This window comes from Prosthecobacter sp. (assembly GCF_044373815.1).
Classification (GTDB): Bacteria; Verrucomicrobiota; Verrucomicrobiia; order Verrucomicrobiales; family Verrucomicrobiaceae; genus Prosthecobacter.
In genome coordinates, this window is sequence record NZ_JBIPNG010000676.1 from 1 (window position 1) to 2,714 (window position 2,714).

Genomic DNA, 2,714 nt, shown 5'->3' on the forward strand with positions numbered 1-2,714 from the left:
GCTTCAACGGGGCCGCCCTCCGAGGAGGGCGGATAGCGGCCCGGTCCAAAGCAGGCAGTGTGCTCACATGGTTGCGCTTCAACGGGGCCGCCCTCCGAGGAGGGCGGATAGTCATCTTTGTGATTGAGGGCCAGCTGCAGGTCTTCTTCGCTTCAACGGGGCCGCCCTCCGAGGAGGGCGGATAGAGTCGGCTCCCGGGCCTTGCAGATTCAAGCTTTCCAGCAGCACTTGGCGAGCGGCTGGTCAAAAATGATGCTGGCGACAGGGACGACATGAAATAAAAGGGGCGAAAGCGTTGGTTTTCAACGTGCGAGCGCCTGTGGCACCCAGAGACGCCACCGAACCGCTCGCGGTCTAAACTTGGGGTATGTAAAAGATCAAAAACGGACGTGACGTGTTCTACACCACGTAGCACGGCGCATCAAACTTGGAATACGGCAATCCCAACGATGAGATCACCCGGTCGCCACGCCCCTCAGCAGGCCCGAGCGAGACGAATAGCACTTGGTCTTCGTCCTGCTTGATCAACGATTTCAGTTCACGCTGGAGCTGCACGAGTTCGCGGGGATTCAGATCACATTCGAAAACGGAGAACTGAAGGTGCGTGCCATGATTCTTGCACACCTTGAAGACCTTCTTCAGCCGCCGGTCGTTGGCGATGTCATAACACACCAAGTAGGTATGGCGTGAGCTGACGATGACGTTGCGGTCTGACATTGGGAATAAATTTCAAATCGTCATCGCGTGATCATTGGCACATACTCCGGGATCTCTCCCGTCAGATGGCGTGCCAGCAGCCGCGCCTGCAGTTCCAACACTCGGCGATAGCTCACCTTGTAATCAAACACCGGGTGGGTGATCAGGGCATTCATGCGCTGTTCGTAGGCTTGGAAAAAGGCCTTCCGCCCTTGGGGGCTCAGATTCACGGCGTCACCGGCACGTACGAAATGACCGCTTTGGATCATGCGATTGTTGATTGCAGTCAGCACCGTGCTCTCTGCGATGAGCGGACGAAATTCCTCCATCAGATCCAGGGCCAGCGCAGGCCTACCGTGGCGTGGTTGATGATAAAAGCCGACGTACGGGTCAAAGCCCACTGCAAGAGACGCGATGGTGCAATCCTTCGCTAGCAGGCTGTAGGCCAGCGAGAGCAGCGCATTCACCGGGTCCGTGGGCGGGCGGCGGCGACGCTGGGTGAAGTCAAAGGTGAAGGCCTCCGCTTCGACCTTGCGCTTTTTCTCAGCGGACTGAGTCATTTCCAGTCCGGGGATTTCATCATCGAGATCGTCCTCTCCCACCTTGATCATGCCGGCGAAGTTTTGAAAATAGAGCGCTGCTGCCGCGCCCTCCATGCCCAACAGCTCATCTAGACCGCGAGCCGACGGCACACGCCCGGCGATCTCCTTCATACCTTGCACGGCTGCAGCAGGCGGCTGCACATGCAGACGCATGAGCATGGTGCGGTGGTTCCTGATCTTCGCCTGCACGATCTTCTGGGCCAGCGCCAGACATTGCAACGGATTGGAGGCTGCGGCGAACTGCCGAATTCGCGTATGCACATTCTTCAGACCATGCCCGCGAGTCAGTCCGTAAAACCAGCCGCCCATGCTGAAGTAAGCCACCGGTATTTCCTGTTCGCACAGCTCCTGCACCGCCTGCGTGCTGAGCTGGATGTTCCCAAACAGTGCCACATGAGTCACGTCATTCATCCGCACCTCGTCGATCACACTGTCGCCATCCTTGATGACCAGCCGCTCCGATTTGACGCCCACGCGATACCCCTGGGTGTTCAGGTACAGTGCACGTTCATCGTCGCGTGCGGCAATCAACCGTCGTGGCGAAGTTGCCACTGCATTCGCGGGAAAGCGGGAGGTTTCGGAGGGCAGGGGACGTGCGCCAACCAACAACCGAGTCTCATCCGGCAGGCAAACCGGTGCCAGAGAGCAGCGCACACATTTAGGGCTATTCACCAGCGGCGGCGGTATCGTGGGAGACGCCGCCACCACCCGCGCTGCGGCGATGCGGTCGATGATCCACGCCTCGATTTCCGCCGTCATCACCAGCCGCACCCGCTGCTTGGTCGCCCGGTAATAAATGACACCCTCATCGCAAGGGTAGCCATTGTCGCGCAGGATCAGAATCTGCAGTCCCAGCTGCATCTTATCCGCATCCCACAGTTCATTTTGGTCCACGCCCTGTCTTGGCGCACCCGCCTTGTAATCCACCGGCGTCACCGACTGCGCCTCCCGTACGGCAAAAAAATCATCCGCGCTGCGGGCCTTCACCTTCACCTCGATCAGGTCCATCTTCGCCACTACATCCAGCCGAGTAGAACTCATCATGGCCGAGCGTGAATGAATTGTCTCCATGGGAGGCTCCGCATCCTCAGCCGGCGTCATGGTCTCTGCCGCCGCAGTCTCGCCAGCGCTTGGCTCGGCCGAGGCCTGACTCTCCACGCCTGGCTCTTCTCCCTCGGTGCTTTGCTTCTTCTTCGCTCTCAGGAGCGCCCCTTTGCCCCGGTCCACCTTCTCATGAATCGCCGAACCCCTCGCTGTATCCGCGTTCTCCACAAACACCCCTTCCACCTGCTCGTAATAAAACAGGCGCGGGCAGTAAACGAACTCATTCAGCATCCGAGCCCGCATCGGCTCCTGGTTCTTTTCGGCTGGTTTTCTCGTCGCAGGATCGGTCAACGACTCCGCCACCTCCAGCAT

General features: G+C 59.1%; 2 protein-coding genes and 1 CRISPR repeat array. Both genes read right to left on the reverse strand.

Translation table 11 applies throughout. The annotated features are described in order from the left end of the window. Nucleotides 1-187: direct repeats of the CRISPR family, unit length 36 nt; unit sequence GCTTCAACGGGGCCGCCCTCCGAGGAGGGCGGATAG. 212 nt (nucleotides 188-399) lie between these two features. Further along, nucleotides 400-717, reverse strand: a complete 318-nt coding sequence (gene cas2 / locus ACIREA_RS30125) for a CRISPR-associated endonuclease Cas2 (protein WP_397386015.1) — start codon at nucleotides 715-717, stop codon at nucleotides 400-402. 20 nt (nucleotides 718-737) lie between these two features. Further along, nucleotides 738-2,714 carry a CRISPR-associated endonuclease Cas1 gene (gene cas1 / locus ACIREA_RS30130; protein WP_397386016.1) on the reverse strand — a complete coding sequence of 659 codons (1,977 nt, stop codon included), beginning with the start codon at nucleotides 2,712-2,714 and terminating at the stop codon, nucleotides 738-740.